Here is a 21,914-nt window from a genome sequence, read left to right as displayed (position 1 = left end):
CGTCGACGGCGTGAGGGTGCTCATCGCGTTGGGCGGCAACGCCATGACGTCGGCCGACGGGAAGGCGCGACCGGCCGACCAGATCGCCGCGGTCGCCACCGCCATGGAGCCGGTGGCCGACCTCGTGGCCGTCGGGCTCGACGTCGTCATCACTCACGGCAACGGCCCGCAGGTGGGCAACCTCCTGGTCAAGAACGAGCTGGCCGCGTCGGTCGTGCCGCCGGTGACGATTGACTGGTGCGGCGCGCAGACCCAGGGGACCATCGGGTTCATCGTGCTCAACGCGCTCGAGCGAGCGCTGGCCGCGCGTGGCGTGCGGCGCCGGGTGGCCGCCGTCGTCACCCGGACGCTGGTCGACGCGTCCGACCCCGGGTTCGGCCGGCCCACCAAGCCGATCGGGCGCTACCTGCCGCCGCCGGAGGCGAAGGTGCTGATCGAGCACGGCCAGGTCTGGGAGGACCGCGGCCCGCGCGGCTGGCGGCGCGTGGTCGCCAGCCCGGAGCCGGTGGAGGTGCTCGACGCGGCGGCGGTCGCCGCCCTGCTCGCGGCCGGGTTCGTCGTCGTGGCCAACGGCGGTGGCGGCATCCCGGTGGTGCGCCAGCCCGACGGGTCCGTCGTCGGCGTCGAGGCCGTCGTCGACAAGGACCTCGGCGCCGCTCTGCTCGGCCGGGCGCTCGGCGTCGAGATGCTCGTCATCGCCACCGACGTCGACGGCGCCGTCCTCGGCTTCGGCACCCCCGGCGAGCGTCCGGTCGGCACCGTCGACGCCGCCACCCTGCGCGGCTACGCGGCACAGGGCCACTTCGCCGGCGGCAGCATGGGGCCGAAGGTCGAGGCCGCCTGCCAGTTCGTCGAGCACGGTGGGCGGCGCGCCGTCATCACCACCCTCGGCCGCATCGCCGAGGCCGTCCGCGACGACGTCGGGACGACCGTTCTGCCAGTAGACATCACACGAGAGGTGGCCGGGCATGGCTGAGCCGATCGAGGTACGCAAGGTGCCGATCAAGCACGTCAGCGACGCGTCCGGGCTCGCGGAGCTGATCGACGCCGGCGTCGTGGAGGCGGACCGGGTGATCGCCGTCGTCGGCAAGACCGAGGGCAACGGCGGGGTCAACGACTACACCCGCATCATCGCCGACCGCGCGTTCCGCGAGGTGCTGGTCGCCAGGGGCACCCGCACCGACGACGAGGTGCGCCAGGTCCCGATCGTGTGGTCCGGCGGCACCGACGGCGTCATCAGCCCGCACGCGACGGTGTTCGCGACGCTGCCCGCGTCGGACGTCGAGGCCGTCGACGAGCCACGGCTGACGGTGGGGTTCGCCATGAGCGACGCGATCCTGCCGGAGGAGATCGGCCGCCGCGGCATGATCGAGAAGGTCGCGGCCGCGGTCGGGGTCGGCATGGAGCGCGCCGGCATCGCCGACCCCGCCGACGTGCACTACGTGCAGACCAAGACGCCGCTGCTGACCATCCACACGATCCGCGACGCCAAGGCCCGGGGCAAGACCGTCTGGACCGAGAACACGCACGAGTCGATGGACCTGTCCAACGGCTGCACCGCGCTGGGCGTGGCGGTGGCGCTCGGCGAGATCGGGATGCCCTCCGACGACGACGTCATGCATCGCCGCGAACTGTACTCGTCGGTCGCCTCCTGCTCGTCCGGCGTCGAGCTGGACCGGGCGCAGGTGGTGGTGGTCGGCAACGCCCGCGGCGTCGGCGGCCGCTACCGCATCGGCCACGCCGTCATGGAGGATGCCATCGACGCCGACGGCATCTGGGCCGCCGTCCGCGACGCCGGCCTCAAGCTGCCCGACCGTCCGCACCACAGCGACCTCGACGGGCGCCTGGTCAACGTGTTCCTCAAGTGCGAGGCCAGCCAGGACGGTATGGTCCGCGGCCGCCGCAACGCCATGCTCGACGACTCCGACGTCCACTGGCACCGCCAGATCAAGGCCGCGGTCGGCGGCGTGACCGCGGCGGTGACCGGCGACCCGGCGGTGTTCGTCTCGGTGTCGGCGGCCCACCAAGGCCCCGACGGCGGCGGCCCGGTCGCCGCGATCGTCGACCTCGGCCCCTGACGACACCCGCGCCGCCAACCGCCCGTCGCTCTGGGACTGTGGATCTCCCACACCACCAGGCGTTCCCGCGCTTCACCATGCCTACGAGCATGGTGAAGCACACACGATCCTCGTGATGTCAGCGATCGTTGGTGAAAGGGGGAGTGTCACTGTTTGACGGCTCCGGCGACGGCGTCGACGAAGTAGCGCTGCAGGAAGACGAAGACGACGATGATGGGCACGAGGCTGATGGTGGCCGCGGCCGCCATGCCGGACCAGTCGTTGAAGTACTGGCCCTGGAACGCCGTCATGCCCACTGAGAGCGTGCGCAGCTCCGGGCGCGAGAGCGTCAGCACCAGCGGCAGCAGGTAGGCGTTCCACGCCTGCATGAACTGCAGGATGATCGCCGTCGCGATCACCGGCTTGGCCAGCGGCAGCATGACCTTCCAGAAGACCCGCACGAAGCCGGCGCCGTCGATGACGGCGGCCTCCTCCAGCTCCTTGGGCAGCTGGTTGAAGAACCCGGCGAACAGCAGCACGACGATCACGTTGGCGCCGCCGCTGACGGCGAGGGTGACGCCGAGCAGCGACTCGGCCAGGCCGAGGGTGTTGACCAGGTCGAAGATCGGGATGACGGTGTAGCCCTCGGGCACGAACACGGTGGCGATGTAGGCGACCAGGATGATCCGCTTGCCGGGGAAGCTGTAGCGGCCCAGGGCGTAGCCGATCATCGCCGCGGACATCACCACCAGCGCGATCGAGCCGCCGGTGATGAGCACCGTGTTGACGAAGTACTGACCCATGTTGGCGTCGTTCCACGCCCGGGCGAAGTTGTCCCACTGCGGGTCCGACGGGATCAGCCCGAGCCCGGAGAAGATCTCCGCGTCGGTCTTCAGCGCCGCGGACACCATCCAGAGGAACGGGTAGATCCAGATCACGCAGATCGGCAGCAGTAGGATCGTGGTGACCTTGCCGCGGGAGTTGCGCCGCAGCAGCCTGGTGAGCCGCGAGGCCCTGGGCGGCCGGGACTGACCTGCGCCACCCGCCGCCGCGTCCGGCCGACGTGTCGTCGTGGTGGTGGACGTACTCGTCACGATCGCGCACCCCCGCCCTGCAGGTCGCGGCGCATCGCGGCCACCCGTCGGGCGGCCAGGCCCTGCAGGAGGGCGATCAGCATGACGCAGATGCCGAACCACACACCGGCCGCGGAGGCGTAACCCAGCCGGGGCGCGGTGGCACCTTCGACGCCGAACGCCGTGCGGTAGATGTAGATCTCCATCACCTCCGTGGCGAAGAACGGGCCGCCGCCGGTCAGCGTCTGGATCAGCGGGAAGACGTTGAGCGCGCCGATGGCGCCGATCAGCGTGATGATGGCCGCGAACGGCATGATCAGCGGCATCGTGATCCGCCAGTGGGTCTGCCAGCGGTTGGCGCCGTCGACCCGGGCGGCCTCGTAGACGTCGGCGGGCACGACCTGAAGGGCGGCCAGCCAGTAGATCATGGTCAGGCCCATCCACTTCCACACGAACACCCCGATGACCGTCGGCAGGGCGAGGTCGGGGTTGCCGAGGAAGTCCACCGGCTGATCGATGAGGCCGAGGTCCATAAGGGCGGTGTTGACCGGGCCGTTGTGCTGCGCGAGCACGAAGGTCATGACGATGCCGACGATGGCGGCCGTCGTCACCACCGGGATGAAGAACATGGTGCGGAAGAACGGCGCCATGCGCAGCTTGCTGTCGTTGAGCACGATCGCGACGATCAGCGAGATGCCCAACTGCAGCGGCACCGCGGCGAACATGAAGATGAACGAGCGGCGGAACGCGCCCCAGAAGTACTCGTCGCCGAGGACCTCGCGGAAGTTGTCCAGGCCGGTGTAGACCGGCACCGACGAGAAGCCGGACCAGTCCAGCAGCGAGATCCACCACGACGCCACGGCCGGATAGAACGTGAACAGGATCGACAGGGTCAGGCTCGGCAGCACGAACAGGTAGCACCAGCGGGCGCGCACGATGCGCCGCCCCAGCGAGCCGGCCGCGGCGGACCGCGCCGACCTTGCCAGCTCCTGGTACCGATCAGACTGCAACGTCACGATGGGGTCTCCCGTCGCCCGGCGCGGGGCCGGCGTCCGCCGCGCGGGCGCCTAGAGCTGGGCGTAGTCGTCGGTGGTGTAGTCACGCGTGGGGTCCCAGTTGGAGAAGACGAAGTCGTCACGGGACACCTCGGCGGCGGCCGAGCTGGCCGCCTCGATGGCCCGGTCCAGCTCGGCGTTGTAGCGGTCCTGCGCCTCCTGGAGGGCCTGGCGGGGGTCGTCGAGCTGGCCGGTGAAGATGCCCTGGAGGGTCTCCCCGAACGTCGGGGTGAGGCCCTGCCCCCACTGCGTCAAGACATCGGCCGCCCCGATGTTGCGGACCACCGGCTCCGGTCCCACCCGCAGCTGCTCGCCGAACAGGTCCCAGGCGCGCTGGGAGCGCTCGTCGAGCTCGGCGTCGTCCATCGCGCTGCTCAGCGCCGGCGGGTCGGAGACGCCGACGATGCGGGCCCACTCCCGCTGGCCCTCCTCGCTGCCGAGGTAGGCGAACATGTCACCGGCGACGCGCTGGTACTCGCTGCCGGCGAAGACCCACAGCGTGTTGCCGTCGTCGTTGTTGATCTGCATGGGCGTCGGCGACCCGCCGTCGGGCACCGGCTGGCTGGCCACGCCGAAGTCGAAGTCGGGGTACGTGTCCTGCCAGATCGGGATGTTCCAGGGCCCCTGCAGGATCATCGCGGCGACGCCCTGCGGCACCATCTCGCGGGCCTGCGGCGCGGTGATGCCCGCGGAGTCGGGGAAGATGCTGCCGTCGGCCTTCATCGCCAGCAGCAGCTCGATCGCGCCGATGTGCTGGTCGGTGGTGAAGACGAACTCGCCGGTGGTCCAGTCGAACGGGACCACCTGCCAGGTGCCGGTGCCCGAGCCGGCCATCTCCGCCAGCCCGCTGACGACGTAGGCCCACCGCTCCACCTGGCCGCCGCCGATGACGTACCCGTAGTAGTCGCCGCCACCGGCCTGGGTGACCCGGCGCGCCGCGTCGCGGAAGGTCTCCCAGGTCAGCGGCTCGCTCTCGGGGTCGTACCCGGCGGCGTCGAGGTACTGCCGGTTGTAGAGCAGCATGGTGCCGTAGCGGCGTCCCGAGCCGAGCCGGAACCCGTAGAGCTTGCCGTCGACCTCGTGGCTGCCCTGGAGGAAGTGGCCCTCCGGGAACCGCGACTTCCAGGTCTCGAAGTCGGGGACGATGTCGTTCAGCGGCGCGACCCAGTTCTCGCGGATGGCTTGGGCGCCGGTGACGCCGGGAGGCAGCTGGAACACGTCGTGCGCGTTGCCGTTCTGCACGCCCAGCGGCACCACCTGGGCGATCTCGTCGCGGGGGAGCGGGTCGTACTGGATGGTGATGTTGGGGTGTTCCTGGCTGTACCGCTCGAAGTACTGCTCGAGATAGGTCGCCTTCTGGTCACCGCTGTCGACCCAGCGGAACGTGACGTCGCCGGTCGGGAAGTCGCCCGGACTGGACGCGCCGGACTGGTTCGGCTCGCTGTGGCCGCCGCAGCCGCCGAGCAGCACCGCGGCACCGCTGCCGCCGAGCATGGCCAGGAGGGTGCGGCGGGAGAGCTGCGGCCCGCCTCGCGGTGCGGATTCGGTCATTGTCCCTGCTCCTTTGCATGGCGACGGGGCGATGAGGCGATGCGGTGGTGACGATTGGCGCCAGTGTGGTGGCGGCGCCAGATTCTGTCAATAGGTTGAACAAAATGATCGGCAAGTGCCCCTCTGGCATGGGCTCTCTTACTGAAAGAGCAACAATAAGTTGGAACGTTGACAAAAAAAATCGGCCATGCCACAGTCATCGCGTGGTCGAGACCCCGCGCAATGCCCTCCGGCTGCTCCGTGAACGTCACGAGGACCGTGTCATCGAGCTGCTGCGTTCGCACGGCGCCCTGAGCCGGGCCGAGCTGGCGCGCCGCACCGGGCTGTCCCGCGCCACGCTGTCGTCGATCATCGAGCGGCTGCTGTCCGCCGGCGCCGTCGTCGAGACGACGGGGGAGCCGGCCACCGGCACCCGCCGGCGAGGCCGCCCGCCCACGCTGCTCAACCTCAACCCGGCCGGCGGGCTGGCCCTCGGCATCGACGTGGGACGCCGACGCATCCACGTCAGCGTCGCCAACGTCGCACACGACGTCATCGCCGCCACCAGCGCGAGCTGCTCGGAGACGGCGTCGTGGCAGGAGCGCACGTCCGCGGCGCTCGAGCTGGTCGAGTCGCTGTGCGCGCGGTACCACATCTCCCTCGCCGCGCTCGAGGCCGTGGGCGTCGGCGTCGTCGGGCCGGTGGCCGAGACCGGCTTCGTCGCCGAGGCCGGGGTCGCGCCGAGGACGGACGACGACGGCGCGCCGGACCCCGCGCGCGTCGTCCACGAGCTCGTCGAGGAGCGCTTCGGCGTGCCGGCCTACGTCGACAACAACACCCGCCTCGCGGCGCTGGCCGAGGCCATCTGGGGCAGCGGCGCGGGCTCGGACAACGTGCTCTACGTCCACCTGTCCTACGGCGTCGGCGGCGGGCTCGTCCTGGGCGGGCACCTGTTCTCCGGCGCGTTCGGCGGCGCGGCCGAGTTCGGCCACGTGTCGGTCGACCCGGACGGCCCGGAGTGCCCCTGCGGCGGCCGCGGCTGCCTGGAGCGCTACGTCTGCATGGACGCCATCCTGGACTGCTGCGGCGCCGACGATCTCGACCACCTGATCGAGCAGCTCCAGCGCGCCGACGCCGACCCGGACGGCCGCGCGCACCAGGCGGTGCGCGAGGCCGGCCAACGGCTGGGCCGGGTGGTCGCCGCGGCCTGCAACGTCGTGAACCCCGAGGTGGTCGTGGTCGGCGGGCCGGTGGCGCGGATCGGCGAGCCGCTGCTGGCCTCGGTGCGCGAGACCATCGCCGCCTACTCGCACCGCAGCGTGCACCGCGCGCTCACCGTCCGTGGCGCGCACTTCACCGAGGACGCCGCGGCCCTGGGCGGCATCGCCCTGGTCCTGCGCCGATCCGCACTGCTGGCCGGCTACCCGGCCACGCACGTGGGCCCGCCCGCCGGCGGCCGCACGTCGACCGTCAACGAGGAGGAAGAGTGGCGGACCGGCTCCGACCAGTGACCGCACCCGAGGGCGACCTGGATGCCGTGCTCGCCGACGACGGCGCCGCCGGGTTGAGCCTGCTGGTGCGGCACCGGCAGCGCGAGGTGCTCCGGATGGGCCCGGTGGGGATCATCTTGACCGGCACGGCGCCGCCAGGTGCGGTCCCGGTGGTCGCCGGGCGAACCGACCGCGTCGTCGACGAGTCCTACACCACGCCCACCGGTAAGCGGCTCGCTCACCGCCATCACGCCGCCGAGGCGACGTTCACGCTGGCCGTGGGGGAGCACGAGGTCGAGCTCGATGTCCGGGTCGCCCGCGACGGGGTCGCCTACCGCCACCGCCTGGCCGCGCCCGACGGCCCGGCCGACGCCGTGACCATCACCGGCGAGCCCGCCGTCTTCACCCCGGCGCACGGTGGTGGGGACGACGGCGATCGATTGGGTGAGGCGCGGGTGTGGCTGGCGCCGTACCGCGACAACTACGAGGGGTTGTGGCGTGGCGGGCTCCCACTGCGCGACCTGGCCGGCGGCGGCAGCTACGGCTTCCCGGTGCTGGTCGGGTGGGGCGACGACCTGTGGTGCCTGCTGACCGAGGCCGCCGTCGACGGTTCCTATGCGGCGTCGCGGATGACCTGGTCGCCGCCGGGCGTGACCGGCTTCCGGCTGACGTTGCCGCAGGAGAGCGTCTTGTCGAGCCTGCCGTTGACCACGCCGTGGCGGGTGGCGGTCGTCGGCGACCTCGCCGCCGTCGTCGAGTCCGATCTCGTCACCGACCTCAACCCGCCCTCCCGCGTCGACGACACGTCGTGGATCCGGCCAGGCCGGGTGGCGTGGTCGTGGTGGGCGGAGAAGTTCAGCCCCACCGACCCGGAGCGCCAGCGCGCCCACGTCGACTACGCCGCCAAGCACGGCTGGGAGTTCGTGCTGGTCGACGCGCGGTGGGACCCCTCGTGGCTGCCCGAGCTGGTGCGCTACGCGTCCGGCCTGGGCGTCGGGGTGCTGATCTGGTCGCACTGGACCGGCCTGGAGACGCAGGAGCAGCGTGACGAGCTGCTGCCGCGGTGGCGCGACTGGGGCATCGCGGGCATCAAGGTCGACTTCATGGACTCCGACACGCAAGAGCGGATGGCTTGGTACGAGGCGCTCGCCCGTGACGCCGCCGAGCACCGGCTCATGGTCAACTTCCACGGCTCGACGGTGCCGAAGGGCCGCGGCCGCACCTGGCCGCACGTCATGACGTACGAGGCCGTCCTGGGCGCCGAGCACTACGTGCGCCGGGCCGAGCGCGACGGCGGCTACCTCGTCATGCCCGACCACGGCCCGGACTCCGAGCACAACACCGTCGTCCCGTTCACGCGCAACGTTGTCGGCCCGATGGACTACACCCCGGTCACCTGGTCCCACGAGCGCCGCACCACCAGCCTCGCCCATGAGCTCGCGCTCTCCGTCGTCTTCGAGTCCGGCTGGCAGCACTTCGCCGACAGCATCGAGACCTACGCCGGCGAGCCGCTCGCCGAGGCGTTCCTCGACCTGGTGCCCACGGTGTGGGACGAGACGCGGCTGGTGACCGGGTTCCCGGGCCGGCTGGTCGTCATCGCGCGGCGGACCGGTGCGCGGTGGTTCGTCGGTGGCATCGCGTCCGGGCCGCCGCGACGGGTCCGGTTCGGTCTCGACGTCCTGGGTGCCGGCCAGCGCTATGACGCGCGGCTGCTCGTCGACGGCGCCGGCGGACGCCCGGCCGAGAGGTCGCTGCAGCTCGCCACGGGCGACGAGGTCGCCGTCGACCTCGCCGCCGACGGTGGTTTCGTCGCCGAGCTCGTGCCCACCACGCCGGCCGAGTGAGGGCGGGACCACGGTGAACTTCCTCTTCCTGATGACCGACCAGCACCGGGTCGACACTTTGGGCTGCTACGGCAACCCGCACGTGGAGACCCCGCACCTGGACCGGCTCGCCGCTACCGGGACGCGGTTCGACCGCTTCTACACCCCGACGGCAATCTGCACCCCGGCCAGGGCCAGCCTGCTCACCGGGTACGCCCCGTTCCGGCACCGCCTGCTGGCCAACTACGAGCGCAACGTCGGCTACATCGAGGACCTCCACGACGAGCAGTTCACGTTCGCCCGGTCACTGCGCGACGAGGGATACGCGCTGGGGCTCATCGGCAAGTGGCATGTCGGCACCCACAAGACCGCGGGCGACTTCGGCTTCGAGGGCCCGCACCTGCCCGGCTGGCACAATCCCGTCGACCATCCCGACTACCTGGAGTTCCTGCGCGAGAAGGACCTGCCCCCGTACGCCATCACCGACCTGATCCGGGGCACCACGCCCAACGGCAACCCGGGCAACCTGCTGGCGGCCAGGCTCGCGCAGCCGGTCGAGGCGACGTTCGAGCACTACCTGGCCACCCGGACCGTCGAGGCGCTCGAGCGCTACGCCGAACGCCAGCGCGGTAGCGGCGCACCGTTCTACCTGGCCACCCACTTCTTCGGCCCGCACCTACCGTACCTGCTGCCCGACGAGTACTTCGACCGCTACGACCCCGAGCTGGTCGAGCTGCCGCCGTCGGTGATGGAGACGTTCGCGGGCAAGCCGCCGGTGCAGCGCAACTACAGCGCGCACTGGGGCTTCGACACGATGCCCATCGAGACCACCCGCAAGCTGATCGCCGTCTACTGGGGCTACGTCACGCTCATCGACGAGCAGATCGGGCGCATCCTCGGTGCCCTGGACGACCTCGGCCTGTCCGACCGCACGTCGGTCTTCTTCACCGCCGACCACGGGGAGTTCACCGGCGCGCACCGGCTGCACGACAAGGGGCCGGCCATGTACGAGGACGTGTACCGCATCCCGGGGATCGCGCGGGTTCCCGGCGGCCCGGCCGGCCAGGTGCGCGACGAGTTCGTCAGCCTCACCGACTGCACAGCCACCATCCTCGACCTCGCCGGTGCCGACACCGCACCCGCCGTCGACAGCCGCAGCCTGGTGCCGCTGCTGCGCGGCGAGCGGCCGGAGTGGCCGGCGGAGCTGGTCGCGGAGTTCCACGGCCACCACTTCCCGCACGCACAGCGCATGATCCGCGACGAGCGGTACAAGCTGGTCGTCAACCCCGAGTCGTGCAACGAGCTCTACGACCTCGTCACCGACCCGCACGAGCTGCACAACCGCCACCAGCAGCCCGAGATGGCACCGGTGCGGGCCCGGCTCAGCAAGCGGCTCTACGACCTGCTCCGCGCGCGGGGTGACAACTTCTACCACTGGATGACGCCGATGTACGACGTCGGCGTGAGCGACTACGACCCTACCCTGAGCGCCTTCGAGACGTGACCCCAGCGCGTCCGGGGAGTCGGATATGGTCGCGTGCATGCGCGTGCTGTTCGCCGGAACCCCTGACGTCGCCGTCCCGTCGCTGCGGGCGGTGCTGGAGTCCCGGCACGAAGTGGTGGCGGTCCTGACCCGCCCGGACGCGCCGGCCGGGCGGGGCCGCAGGCTGACCCCGTCGCCGGTGGCGCGGCTGGCCGAGGAAGCCGGGGTCGAGACCTTCAAGCCGGTGCGCCCGCGCGACCCGGACTTTCTGGCCCGGCTGGGCGAGCTCGCGCCGGACTGCGCGCCCATCGTGGCCTACGGCGGGCTGATCCCGCCGACCGCGCTCGACGTGCCCAAGCACGGCTGGGTCAACCTGCACTTCTCGCTGCTGCCGGCCTGGCGAGGCGCGGCACCGGTGCAGCACGCGGTCATGGCCGGCGACGACGTCACCGGTGCCTGCACGTTCAAGCTCGAGGAGGGCCTCGACACCGGTCCGGTGTACGGCCTGGTCACCGAGGAGATCCGAGCCAGCGACACCAGCGGCGACCTGCTGCACCGACTCTCGCTCTCCGGCGCCGAGCTGCTGGTGCGCACCCTCGACGGCATCGAGGACGGCAGCCTGAGCGCCCAGCCGCAGCCGGCCGCCGGGGTCTCGCTCGCGCCGAAGATCACCGTCGACGACGCCCGGGTCGACTGGGCCGCCCCCGCCATCCGGGTCGACCGGGTGGTGCGCGCCTGCACGCCCGCGCCGGGCGCGTGGACGACGTTCCGCGGCGAACGGCTCAAGCTGCGACCGATCACCCTCGAACGCGGCCGCGGCGACCTCGCGCCCGGCGAGATCGCGGTGGAGAAGTCCGGGGTCCGGATCGGCACCGGCAGCCACGCCGTCGTCCTCGGCGAGGTCCAGCCGCAGGGCAAGAAGGCGATGCCGGCCACCGACTGGGCTCGCGGCGTGCGCCCGGCCGCGGGGGAGCGGCTCGGCACGTGACCGACCGGTCTCCCGACGATCGACGGGGCCGGCGCCGCGCCCCGCGCCGAACCGACCCGCCCGGACGGCGCCGCGACGCCCGGGCGCCCAGCCGCCAGACGCCGCCGCGCCGCGACCCAGCCCGCGAGGCCGCGTTCGAGGTGCTCCGCGCGGTGGCCGCCGACGACGCCTACGCCAACCTCGTCATGCCGACGACGCTGCGCCGGCACGACCTGACCGGCCGCGATGCCGCCCTGGCCACCGAGCTTGCCTACGGCGCCCTGCGCGGCCAGGGCACCTACGACGCCGTGATCGGTGCCTGCGTCACCCGGCCGCTGGCCGGGCTCGACCCACCCCTGCTCGACGCGCTGCGGCTGGGCGCGCACCAGCTGCTTTCCACCCGGGTCCCGCCGCACGCCGCCGTCTCCACCACCGTCGACCTGGTGCGGGCCCACGTCAACGTCGGTGCGGCCCGGCTGGCCAACGCCGTCCTGCGCCGGGTCGGCGAGCACGACCTCGACGATTGGGCGGCCCGGCTGGCGCCGCGACGCGGCGACACCGACGCCGTCGACCACCTCGCCTTCCGTCACGCCCACCCGGCGTGGATCGTCCGGGCGCTGCGCGACGCGCTGCCCGGCGACGACGAGCTGGAGGCCTGCCTGGCCGCCGACAACGCACCGGCCGAGGTCCACCTCGCGGCGAGACCCGGCCGGGCCACCGTCGACGAGCTGCTCGCTGCCGGCGCCCGGCCGGCCCAGTGGTCGCCGTACGGCGTCGTGGTCGAGGCGGGTATGCCGGCCCGGTTCGCCGCCGTGCGCGAGGGCCGCGCCGGGGTGCAGGACGAAGGTAGCCAGCTCGTCGCGCTGGCGCTGGCCGCCGCGCCGCTGGACGGCCCGGACGAGCGCTGGCTCGACCTGTGCGCCGGACCGGGCGGCAAGGCGGCGCTGCTGGCGGGCCTGGCCACCGAGCGCGGCGCCCGGCTGCTCGCCGTCGAGCAGCACGAGCACCGGGCCCGGCTGGTGGCGCAGGCGCTGGCCGGCGACCCCGGCGAGCACGAGGTGCTCGTCGGCGACGCCACCGAGCCGGCGTGGCCGGAGGCCGACTTCGACCGGGTTCTGCTGGACGCGCCGTGCACCGGCCTGGGCGCGCTGCGCCGCCGGCCCGAGGCACGCTGGCGCCGCCGCCCGGACGACCTCGCGCGGCTGCGGGAGCTGCAGGTCGCGCTGCTGGGCTCGGCGATCCGGTCGGTACGGCCAGGCGGGCTGGTCGCGTACGTCACCTGCTCGCCGCACCTGGCCGAGACGGCCACCGTCGTCGACGACGTCCTGGGTGCGCGGGCCGACGCCGAGCGGGTCGACGCCCGGCCCTACCTGCCCGGGGTACCGGACCTGGGCGCCGGGCCGGACGTCCAGCTGTGGCCGCACCGCCACGGCACCGACGCGATGTACCTGGCGCTGCTGCGCCGGACGGGGTGAGGTGACAGGGTGACGTTCACGTACGAGCCGGCCCGCGACGACGAGGCCGCGGCGATCGCGGCGCTGCACGCGCGGAGCTGGCGCGTGGCCTACCGCGGGCACGTGCCCGACGCCTTCCTCGACGGCGACCTGGACGGTGAGCGCCTCGCCGAGTGGACCGAGCGGTTCGCCGACCGCGCCGGCACGTTGACGGTGGTCGCCCGCGACGCCGGCGGTGAGCTGGCCGGCTTCGCACACACCATGCTCGACCATCACCCGGAGTGGGGTGCCTTCCTGGACAACCTGCACGTCCGGCCGGAGCTGCGCCGCCACGGCATCGGGCGGCGGCTGCTGACAGAGACCGCAACCCGGCTGCGTGCGGCCGACCCCGACGCGCGGCTGTACCTGCGGGTGCTCGAGGCCAACGAGCCGGCCCGCCGCTTCTATCGTGCGCTGGGCGCCAACGAGACCGGTGGCGAGGTGTCGCACCTGGGCGGCGGCGAGCTGCCGGTGCTGCGCTGCACCTGGGAACGCGTCGACACCCTGGCCGCCGCGGGGATGACCGAGGATCGCACCTCGTGACGGCGCGCCCCGACATCGACCTGGTCGTCTTCGACATCCTCGGGACCATGGTCGACGAGCCCGGCGGGATCCGCCGCGGCCTGCGGACCGCGCTCCCGGACATCGACGACGCGAGGACCACTGAGCTCGTCGAGGCGTGGCAGCGACACGTCGAGGAGCAGCGGCAGCAGATTCTCGCGGGCCGGCGTCTCTACGCCAACGGCACGGTGATCGACCTCGAGGCCGCGACCAGGGTCGCCGCCGATGCCGGCATCAGCGACCCCGACGCGATCCGCGCGCTGGCCGCCGCCGGGCAACGGCTGGAGCCGTGGCCGGACACGGTCCGGGCGCTGGACCGGATCGCCGCGCACTTCCCGGTGGTCGGCCTGTCGAACGCCAGCCACTCGGCGCTGACCCGCATCAGCGCGTATGCCGGGCTCCGCTGGCACCAGGTGCTCTCGGCGGAGGACGCGCAGGCCTACAAGCCGCACCCCGACGTCTACGGGCTCGCGATCGCCAACGCGGGCAGCTCCCCGGACCGCCTGCTCATGGTCGCCGCCCACGCGTGGGACCTTCGCGGGGCACAGGCCACGGGCATGAGGACGGCCTACGTCGAACGTCCCGTCGGCGACCCGCCCACCGCGACGGACTCCTTCGACCTGGCCGCCACGAGCCTCGACGACCTGGCCGCGACGCTCACGGCGCTCTGACCCATCCCGCGCCCGGACACGACCTGGCCGGCCACCGCGCTCGACGTGCACGTGCGTCGGTACTGGATCCGGGGCTGGTCGGGTGACGGTCGGAGTCGGTGTAGACCCACTGATTGGAGATGCGAATCGAACGGGTGTCCGATAGAGTTAAGGTATGGTCGCGCAGCTTTCGTCTTCCCCGGTGCCCGATGGACTGACGCTGCCGGTGGGAGCGGAGCTCGCGGTCGCCCTCGAGGAGGTCGATCTCGGCGTTCTGGACGACTCGCCGGTCGTCGATGTGGTGATCGCGGTGGAGCGGCAGGTCGCACATCTGCGGGCGCTCCAGCTGCGAGCGATGGCGGAGCTGGCGGCCCGTGAGAACTATGCCTCGTGCGGCGGAGGTGACGACGGCGACGCTCAGGTGCCGCGTCACAGTCACGATCCGGTGCGCGCGGCCGGGTCCGAGGTGTCCGCGGCGTTGGCCTGGACGCCTGGGCACGCCGATGCTCGAGTGGCCCTGGGGGTCGAGCTCGTCGAGGACCTTCCCGCCACGTTGCGGGCGCTGGCCGCGGGGTCGATCGACGAGCGCCGAGCCGAGCTCATCGCGACCAGGACGCGGGTGCTCGATCCGGACGCGCGGAGCCGGGTGGAGGCGCTGGTGTTGCCGGCTGCTGGTGGGCGGACGCTCCGGCAACTGTCGCGCGACCTCGACCGGCTGGTCATCGAAGCCGACGCGGGCGCGGCCGAGGAACGCCGCTGCCAGGGGCGGGAGCAGCGGCGGGTGCAGAGGCCGGCTCCGTACGGTGAGGCCGACGGCACGGGCATGATGTGCCTGACTGGTCCGGTCGAGGACCTCACCGCCTTGTGGAGGGCGTTGGACGCCGCTGCTCGCGCCGCCCGTGTCGATGGCGACTCGCGCACTTTGGACCAGCTGCGGTTCGACATCGCCACGTCGCTGGGTTGGACCGCTCTTGCCACCGGGCGCCTGGGCGGCTGCGGCGTCACGCCTGACTCCGGAGCCGGTGCGGAGGCTGGGGTGGCTGCCGGACAACGGCTGGCGGCCAGGCAGGGCCGACCCGCGACGGTGAACGTCACCCTGTCGCTCGACACGCTCGTCGGGACGAATGACGACCCAGCATGGCTGGATGGGCATGGCTGGGTCACCGCGCAGGTGGGCCGGCTCATCGCAGCCGACGCCACCCTGCGAAGACTGGTGACCGACCCGGTCGACGGGCGTCTGCTGGACTACGGCCGCACGACGTACGAGCCGCCGCAGGCGTTGGTCGACTTCGTCATCGCTCGCGACCGCACCTGCCGGTTCCCCACGTCGGACACTCCGGCTCAGGCCTGTGACCTCGACCACCGCGTTTCCTACGACGACGGCGGAGTCACCAGCGAGGAGAACCTCGAGCCCCTCGTCCGCCGGTTTCACATCGACAAGACCCTGCACGGTTGGCGGCTCGAGAGCCCCGGACTTGGCGCGCTGGTCTGGACGAGCCCGGCCGGCCGCACATACAGCGTCGCACCGGAGGCCATCGGGTCACCCGACAAACCTCCGCCCACGCGATTTCCACCAGCCGCGGACCCCGACCCGCCGCCGTTCTGAACACACGATCACCAAAGAGCCGACAGGCACGCGGCGCCACGAACACCAGGACTCAAGCTGGTTGGACCCTTGAAGATCACGAGCTGCGCCTTGTGCCGCGAGCAAGGACGTGGGCATCCTCCTGGTCGGCGAAGCTAGGGTGGCCGGGTGGACAATCCCCTTCGCGACCAGCCGCTGAGCTGGCCGGTCACTACGTCCGAGGTCGCCTTCACCGGGCGGGTCGTATCGGTGCGCAGCGACACCGTCCGGTCGCCGGTCGACGGCTCGCGGTTCGTCCGCGACGTCGTCGAGCATCCCGGCGCGGTCGCCGTCGTCGCCGTCGACGACGCCGAGCGGGTCCTCGTCGTGCGGCAGTACCGGCACCCGGTGCGGCTGCGGCCGGTCGAGCTGCCGGCCGGGCTGCGCGACGTCGACGGCGAGCCGCCGCACCAGAGCGCCGCTCGCGAGCTGTACGAGGAGGGCCACGTCCGCGCGGGGAGGTGGCACGTGCTGGTCGACCTGCTGACATCACCTGGCATGACCGACGAGGCGATCCGCGTCTACCTGGCCCGTGACGTCGACCGCGTGCCCGACGACGAGCGGTTCGCCGGCGAGCACGAGGAGGCCGACCTGGGGGTCGCGTGGGTGCCGCTCCCGGAGCTGGTCGACGCGGTGCTGGCCGGCGAGGTGCAGAACGCCACCCTGTGCGCCGGCGTGCTGGCGGCCTGGGCGGCCCGGCACGGTTCCGGCTGGGACGCGCTGCGCCCGGTCGGCGCGCCCTGGCCAGCCGGCGTGAAGCCGGAGCGCTGACCAGGGCGCCCGTGACCTACGACGCTCCGGGCGGCAGGCCGCGCACCTCGACCTCGGCCAGTGACAGCGGGTCGCTGGCCGACTCCAGCTGGATGCGGACGTAGCGGCCCTGCGTGCCCTCGGGTAGCTCCACCACCGACGGGCGGCCGGCCGTCCCCTCGACATGCACCGCGGTGACGCCCGGTGCGGTGCGGGCCTCCTCCAGGGAGTCGGTCGTGAACGGCTCCGTGCCGACCATGACCCAGAAGTCGCTGAGCCGCTGGGCGCAGCAGTCCGTCCGGTTGTAGATGTCGACGGTGTCGATGGCCGCCGAGGCGCCCAGGTCGACCTGCCACCAGGCCTGGTTCGACGGCTCGGCGGTGTGGGTGACCGAGTTGCCGCCGTAGACGCCGTCGCGGTTGCCGTCGACGGCGCGTTCGGGCACACCGCCCCAGGCCAGCGACGCCTGTTCGGTGGGTTTGCCGCGCGACAGGTTGGGCAGGGCGACCGTGACGCCGGCGTGTGCGGCCGTCGTGAGCCCGTCGACGGTCGTGCTGACGGTCAGGTCGTACTCGGCCGAGACGGCGCCGTCGGGGACGGCGAGGGTGATCGGCACCGTGTACGACTCGCCGGGCTCCAGGCTTGGCAGGTCGTGCGCGTCCGGCTGGACGGTCCAGCCCTCCGGCGCCGTGACGCTCACCGCGCCGGCGCCGGTGGCCTGTGCCGACGGGTTGGTCACGGTGGCGCTGATCGTCGTCGTGGCTCCGGCCGGGACCTCCGCGGGGGCGGCGATCGTCGTGCGCGGCATGGCGCCCACCCCGGGGGTCTCGATCTTGAAGACGTACGCGTGCTCGCTGCTGGTGGCGTCCGCCCCGGCGGCGGGCATGTCGATCGCGACGATGCCGTCGTCGGTCCGGCTCCACGGCAGCGCGGCGCCGCCGGAGCCCAGCAGCGTCACCCGGGTGTCGTCGCCGAAGGGCAGGTCGCCGCCGAGCGTGAGCGTGTCGCCGGGCCACTCCAGCGCGGTGGCGTACAGTGCGCCGTCCTTGACGGTGTAGCGGATCGGCACCGACGAGGCGGGTTCCTCGGCCCGGTTGAAGTACGTCGTGCCGTAGATGGCCTCGCCGTTGACGTCGAGCCAGGCGCCGATGTCGCGCAGTCGCTCCTGCTGCAGCGCCGGAATGGTGCCGTCGGCCTGCGGACCGACGTTGAGCAGCAGGTTGCCGTTCTTGGACACGATGTCGACGAGCGAGTCGACCAGCTCGTCGGAGGTGAGGTAGTCCTCGACCGGCTCGTTCTGGTTGTAGCCGTACGAGTGCGCGATGCCGCGGCTGGACTCCCACTTGTTCGGGTCGATGTCCGGTTTGACCGTGTACTCCGGTGTCTGGAAGTCCAGCTCCAGCGAGTCCAGCGCGCCGCTCTGGATCTTGCACCGGTTGGCGACGACGACCTCCTTGGGGTCGGGCCGGTTCTTGGCGCCGTTGTAGAACTCCGCCAGCACCGGGGCGACGCGCCAGTAGTCCGCCGGCTTCTCCCACTGGCCGTCGCACCACAGGATGTCCGGGTCGTACTGGTCGATCAGCTCGCGCATCTGCGGGAGCATGTAGTCGCCGACGTAGTCGTCCACCACGGGCGCGCCGGTGTAGGGGACCTCCTCGCCGGTGTACGGGTTCGTGACCGGGCGGCCGGTGTAGGACGGGTTGAACCATTCGTAGAGGGAGTAATAGAAGCCGGCCCGCAGGTCCGTGTGCTCGCGCGCGGCGGCGAAGAGGTCGCCGGCGAGGTCGCGGCCCGGCCCCAGGTCCACCGCGTCGCGGCCGCTGACCTGCGAGTCGTACAGCGCGACACCCTCGTGGTGCTTGCTGGTGAGCACGAAGTAATTCGCGCCGGCGTCCTCGAACAGCCGCACCCAGGCCTCGGGGTCGAAGTTCTCCGCCTGCCACTGGCCGATGAACTGGTCGTAGGCGAAGTCCTCGCCGTAGGTGTCGCGGTGGTAGGTGTTCGTCGGGCTGCCGGGGTTGTTCTGGTAGTTCCAGTACCACTCGGCGTAGGAACCGCGCGGACCCCACGCCGGCACCGAGTAGGCACCCCAGTGGATGAAGATGCCGAACTTGTCGTCGTGGAACCACTGTGGTGTCTCGTGGCTGTTCAGCGACGCGACGGTCGGCTGGAAGTCCCAGGCCGGCCGCTCGTACCGCCCGAAGTGGCCGGCCACCTGCTCGGCGCTCAGTGCCTCGTCCCAGGTGACCAGGTCGTCCAAGTCGCCGAAGAACGAGGCCGACGGCGTGCCGATCGAGCGCAGCGGCAGCGGGATGGACGCGGCGACCGTCCCGACGTGCTGGCCGTCGGCGTAGAGGGTGGTCTCGCCGGGCGTCGCGACCCACGTCAGCTGCACCCACCGGCCGGCCGGGAGGGTGAACTCGAACGAGTAGTCCGCCACCCCGTACCGGGTGAAGCCGACCCGGCCGGTGCCGGCCTGGCGAAGCTTCAGCGCACCGTCCTTCGACGCGAGCAGCACCTGGTCCGTGCTGTCGGCCGAGAGGTTCACCCACGTCGAGACGGTCCACGGCTCGGCCACGTCGACACCGCCGAACCCGACGCCGTCGCGCCGGTGGTCGAACCGGAACGCGTCGCCGGCGACGTCGCTGGGCACCACCGTGGGATTGTTGATGATGTAGCTGGTGCCCGGCAGGTCACCGGCGACGTCCTCGACCATGATCGTGTTGCCGGCGCTGCCGGCCCAGGTCCACCCGGCGGGGTAGTCGGCGTCGTCGAAGGTCCAGTGGTGGCTGGGCCGGCCGTCGTCGACGCGCGGGGTTCCAGGCCGCGGCCGCACGCCGACCGGATCGGCCAGCGCCTCGAAGCGGCGGGTGAACTCGGCGACGGTGTCCGACGCGGCCGAGCCGTTCCAGGACCGGTCGGCCAGGGCGGCCCGGCCCAGCGCCATCAGGTCCTCGAAGTAGTGGTCGTCGGCCCAGAAGTTGTAGTCGGCCCAGCTCGGCATGCCGGAGCCGAGCATGTCCGACGCGGCGCTCGGCGCCCAGGTCTCGTAGATCCAGGGCACGTCCGGGTACAGGTTGTGGTAGTTGTTCGGGGTCAGGTAGAAGGGCCCGATGGCGATCTCGTCGTGCCCGGGTATCTCCGGCTCCGGGTTGTCGTTCTCCCAGGTGAGGTGGACGACGGAGGCGTTGACGTCCTGCTTGGGGGAGTCCATGTTCTCCACGCCGCTGAAGATCGCGGTGCGGGCGCCGTTCGCCGTGATGACGTCGTCGAGGGTGTTGATGTAGCGGCTGAGCATATCGCCGAGCGTGTCCAGCTGCGGGTCCGCGGCGATGGCCTGCTGGACCTTCGGGCACGACGCGAGCTGCCCGGGCAGCTCGTCGGCGCCGACGGAGAACAGCGGCGCGTCGAACCAGCCGGAGAACTCCGCCACGATCTCCTTGGTCTTCTCCACGGCCGCCTCGCTGGTCATGTCGATGATCCAGTTCGCGGTCAGGTGCGAGTGGGTGTGCGCGCCGGTGCACGCGTCGTCGCCCGCGCCCATGCCGATGCCGAACGTCTCGCTGATGTGCGTGGCATGCCCCGGCACGTCGATGCCGCCCATGATCTGGACGTGGTGCTGCGCGCCGAGCGCCTTGAGCCGCTCGATGTCGGCACGGTCGTAGGAACTGTCGGGGTCGGCCAGGCCGGGGAAGCGCTCGCTGTCGAGCCGGAACCCCTCGGACTCGGAGAGGTGCAGGAAGAGCGTGTTGAGCTTCAACTGACCCATGCGCCGGATCAGGTTCTCCAGGTACTCCATGGACCAGTACCGGCGCCCGGCGTCGAGCTGCACCATGCGCACGGCCTGCGTCGGCGTGTCCGTCGCGGTCCCCGCCGGCACGTCGCGATGGTCCGGGTCGGCGCTCAGCAGCTGGAGCAGGGTGCGCGACCCGTAGTAGAGACCGTTGGTGGTAGCCGCCTCGATCACCAACGTCCCGGCCGAGCTGTCCCACCGGTAGCCCTCGGCGCCGAGGGCGGGCTCGTCGACCAGCCGCAGCAGCACGTCGCCCGGCCGCGGGTGCTTGACCGCCCGAGTGACCGGCAACGTGATCCCGGTGACCTCTGCGAGCTCGGCCTGGAGCAGCAGGGCCAAATCCTGGGTCGTCTGCGTCACCGGGCCGGGAAACTCCGCCTCGCCGCCGGGCAGCCCGGTCAGGGCCCGCGAGGAGGGGTCGATGAGCAGGCGGGACCGATCGTGGAGCCGCACGGTGCCCGCCTCGGCGGTCCAGCCGATCGGGCGTGGGATCACCGCGTCGATGCCCGTCGGCGGCGGCGCCGCGTCGGTGGACGTGGTGCCGGCGGAGGCAGGTTTCGCGGATGCGGGGCCCGACGAGGCGGGCGCACCCGCGGCGGCCGACGCAACCAGGACACAGACGAACGTGGTCGCGACGGCGACCAGCAATCTCAGGCGCGGCATCGGCCCGTCCCCTCTGTGCGTGCGGTGACGGGCGGCTCGGCGAATGGTCGGAGCTTTCTCGGCATCTCGCGTCTCCTCGGGCTGGCACGTAGGTGGGCGTCATAGTGGGGCGACCAGAGTGCTCGTGATGCGCGAAACTGCGTGATGTGAGGCTAAATCGTGCGATACCGCACTGTCTAGGGTCGGCTTTCCGTCGTGACAGAGGAGACGCCGAGCGGGATAGAGATCTGATGTATTTCCCTGCGTCGTCGCTGCCGTGCGAGATGTTCGCGACGTCGTGGCGCGGACGGGTGGTGCCCGCGCGTCAGGGCGCGTTGACTTGTCATGACAGGACCGAGACGTCGTGACATGGCGCGGTTAGACTCAGCGCCGCCGCCCAGCGGGGGCGGTGCGCCCGACAATGTCGTCGGGAGTTCCGAGAGGGTGGACAACGCGTGCTGGTCGGCATACCAACCGAGGTCAAGAACAACGAGTACCGGGTGGCGATCACGCCGGCGGGGGTGCACGAGCTCGTGCTCAACGGGCACGACGTGCTCGTGCAGGCCGGTGCGGGGGAGGGCTCGTCGGTACGAGACGAGGAGTACCAGGCCGCGGGCGCGCGCATAGCGCCCGATGCCGACGCCGTCTGGGAAGCGGCCGAGCTGGTCTGCAAGGTGAAGGAGCCGGTGGCCGAGGAGTACCACCGGATGCGCAAGGGCCAGATCCTTTTCACCTACCTGCACCTGGCGGCGTCGCGGGAGTGCACCGACGCGCTGATGGAGTCCGGCATCACCGCCATCGCCTACGAGACCGTGGAGTCCGCCGACGGCCACCTGCCGCTGCTGGCCCCGATGAGCGAGGTCGCCGGGCGGATGGCCACCCAGGTCGGCGCCCACGTGCTCGAGCGGGCGCAGGGCGGGCGG

At 72.0% G+C, this 21,914-nt stretch carries 16 protein-coding genes; 12 read left to right on the top strand and 4 right to left on the bottom strand.

Annotated features, from left to right (window positions below; all coding sequences use genetic code 11):
• Window positions 1-10: 10 nt before the first annotated feature.
• Together E1269_RS25955 and bar are read left to right on the top strand one after the other, a co-directional pair.
• Window positions 11-976: a carbamate kinase gene (locus tag E1269_RS25955; RefSeq protein WP_131900046.1), complete on the top strand. Its 966-nt coding sequence runs from the start codon at window positions 11-13 to the stop codon at window positions 974-976.
• On the top strand, window positions 969-2,078 hold the full coding sequence (gene bar / locus E1269_RS25950; protein WP_131900044.1) for a barbiturase: 1,110 nt from the start codon (window positions 969-971) through the stop codon (window positions 2,076-2,078). Before E1269_RS25955 ends, bar begins: the two co-directional genes overlap by 8 nt.
• A gap of 146 nt (window positions 2,079-2,224) precedes the next feature.
• On the opposite strand, the gene E1269_RS25945 is transcribed toward bar, so the two are convergent.
• From E1269_RS25945 to E1269_RS25935, 3 genes are read right to left on the bottom strand one after another with little or no spacing between them, the layout of a single operon-like run.
• Complete coding sequence (locus E1269_RS25945) at window positions 2,225-3,151, bottom strand: carbohydrate ABC transporter permease (protein WP_203434083.1); 927 nt, start codon at window positions 3,149-3,151, stop codon at window positions 2,225-2,227.
• A complete protein-coding gene (locus E1269_RS25940; RefSeq protein ID WP_203434082.1) occupies window positions 3,148-4,146 on the bottom strand; it encodes a carbohydrate ABC transporter permease in 999 nt (332 codons plus the stop codon). Before E1269_RS25940 ends, E1269_RS25945 begins: the two co-directional genes overlap by 4 nt.
• Window positions 4,147-4,197: 51 nt before the next feature.
• A complete protein-coding gene (locus E1269_RS25935) occupies window positions 4,198-5,736 on the bottom strand; it encodes an ABC transporter substrate-binding protein (RefSeq protein WP_131900042.1) in 1,539 nt (512 codons plus the stop codon).
• Window positions 5,737-5,939: 203 nt separating this feature from the next.
• Here E1269_RS25935 and E1269_RS25930 point away from each other — a divergent pair, with 203 nt between their 5' ends.
• The 9 genes from E1269_RS25930 (at window position 5,940) to E1269_RS25890 (ending at window position 16,577) form a co-directional block, all read left to right on the top strand.
• Window positions 5,940-7,226 carry an ROK family transcriptional regulator gene (locus E1269_RS25930; RefSeq protein WP_203434081.1) on the top strand — a complete coding sequence of 429 codons (1,287 nt, stop codon included), beginning with the start codon at window positions 5,940-5,942 and terminating at the stop codon, window positions 7,224-7,226.
• Complete coding sequence (locus tag E1269_RS25925; RefSeq protein ID WP_162606631.1) at window positions 7,202-9,049, top strand: glycoside hydrolase family 97 protein; 1,848 nt, start codon at window positions 7,202-7,204, stop codon at window positions 9,047-9,049. The genes E1269_RS25930 and E1269_RS25925 overlap by 25 nt, the downstream gene beginning before the upstream one ends.
• 13 nt (window positions 9,050-9,062) lie before the next feature.
• Window positions 9,063-10,532 carry a sulfatase family protein gene (locus E1269_RS25920; protein WP_131900038.1) on the top strand — a complete coding sequence of 490 codons (1,470 nt, stop codon included), beginning with the start codon at window positions 9,063-9,065 and terminating at the stop codon, window positions 10,530-10,532.
• 37 nt (window positions 10,533-10,569) lie between these two features.
• Window positions 10,570-11,499 (top strand): methionyl-tRNA formyltransferase, encoded by a 930-nt coding sequence (gene fmt / locus E1269_RS25915; RefSeq protein WP_131900036.1) that lies wholly within the window; start codon window positions 10,570-10,572, stop codon window positions 11,497-11,499.
• Entirely contained in the window at window positions 11,496-12,953 is a 1,458-nt protein-coding gene (locus E1269_RS25910) for an RsmB/NOP family class I SAM-dependent RNA methyltransferase (RefSeq protein WP_131900034.1), read from the top strand. The genes fmt and E1269_RS25910 overlap by 4 nt, the downstream gene beginning before the upstream one ends.
• Window positions 12,954-12,962: 9 nt before the next feature.
• Complete coding sequence (locus tag E1269_RS25905) at window positions 12,963-13,514, top strand: GNAT family N-acetyltransferase (protein ID WP_131900032.1); 552 nt, start codon at window positions 12,963-12,965, stop codon at window positions 13,512-13,514.
• On the top strand, window positions 13,511-14,203 hold the full coding sequence (locus E1269_RS25900; protein ID WP_131900030.1) for a haloacid dehalogenase type II: 693 nt from the start codon (window positions 13,511-13,513) through the stop codon (window positions 14,201-14,203). Before E1269_RS25905 ends, E1269_RS25900 begins: the two co-directional genes overlap by 4 nt.
• Window positions 14,204-14,357: 154 nt before the next feature.
• Window positions 14,358-15,788 carry an HNH endonuclease signature motif containing protein gene (locus E1269_RS25895; protein ID WP_131900028.1) on the top strand — a complete coding sequence of 477 codons (1,431 nt, stop codon included), beginning with the start codon at window positions 14,358-14,360 and terminating at the stop codon, window positions 15,786-15,788.
• Window positions 15,789-15,935: 147 nt separating this feature from the next.
• Window positions 15,936-16,577, top strand: a complete 642-nt coding sequence (locus tag E1269_RS25890) for an NUDIX domain-containing protein (RefSeq protein WP_131900026.1) — start codon at window positions 15,936-15,938, stop codon at window positions 16,575-16,577.
• A 16-nt stretch (window positions 16,578-16,593) separates the two neighbouring features.
• On the opposite strand, the gene E1269_RS25885 is transcribed toward E1269_RS25890, so the two are convergent.
• Window positions 16,594-21,012: an alpha-L-fucosidase gene (locus E1269_RS25885; protein WP_131900024.1), complete on the bottom strand. Its 4,419-nt coding sequence runs from the start codon at window positions 21,010-21,012 to the stop codon at window positions 16,594-16,596.
• 434 nt (window positions 21,013-21,446) lie between these two features.
• Here E1269_RS25885 and E1269_RS25880 point away from each other — a divergent pair.
• The coding region (locus tag E1269_RS25880; protein WP_275264640.1) for an alanine dehydrogenase at window positions 21,447-21,914 on the top strand (468 nt) is incomplete at its 3' end.

Source organism: Jiangella asiatica, assembly GCF_004349065.1.
GTDB lineage: Bacteria > Actinomycetota > Actinomycetes > Jiangellales > Jiangellaceae > Jiangella > Jiangella asiatica.
The sequence above is the reverse complement of the archived record's forward strand: the minus strand, read 5'-3'. Positions and strand labels throughout refer to the sequence as shown.